Source organism: Quyinboa mangrovi (assembly GCF_042219825.1).
In the GTDB taxonomy this organism is placed as follows: Bacteria; Bacteroidota; Bacteroidia; order Bacteroidales; family UBA5342; genus JBHJHP01.
This window is the reverse complement of record NZ_JBHJHQ010000074.1, coordinates 1-610: the sequence shown is the minus strand read 5'-3', so window position 1 is coordinate 610 and position 610 is coordinate 1. Positions and strand designations below refer to the sequence as shown.

At 27.0% G+C, this 610-nt stretch carries 1 protein-coding gene; it reads right to left on the bottom strand.

Translation table 11 applies throughout. The features are described 5' to 3' along the window. Window positions 1-566 (bottom strand): hypothetical protein (locus ACE1ET_RS20625; protein WP_375730319.1); only part of this gene is annotated, 566 nt, incomplete at its 3' end. Between the last annotated feature and the right edge of the window lie 44 nt (window positions 567-610).

The window sequence follows — 610 nt, the reverse complement described above, 5'->3', positions numbered from 1 at the left end:
GTGTTAGCAATAGTTTTATTTAATTTTTGTTTTAGATAATCATATATCCATGTTTTCACTATCTCATCATGATATTCGAGCAAATTATTCTGTAAACCGTGCTTATCCCAAATTCTTAAATAATTTATCCTGTCTGAACTCAAAATTGATTTAAAACCGAGATAAGAGTTCAAAGAATGTGTCCGAACAGTAATCTTGTCAAATTCAATACTTGAGATTTTATCTTTTGGAATTTTGTTTCTCCGGGAAAACAATAATCTATGCTTTATAATTTCTAGTGAATCTGGACTAATAATAATTTCAGTTGTTGTTTTTAAACTGATTAAACTCAAAATTAATGGTCTTAATAAAAGTATTGTCAGAACTAATCCAATAAGTATGTTACTATAAATTGTTGTTGAACTATTTAAGAATGAAATAGTCGCTGCAAATATTAAGATCGAACATAAAGTCCAGAAACCTATATCGTATGTGTTTTTATCTCTTGGAGCTATCTTGATACATTGATTCACATTATCATTTCTATCAATCACAATTTTGTCTGGTATTTTTCTTTTTTCAGACATTTTAATTTTTACGTTACAGTCTCATTTTTAAATTATTGCTAACG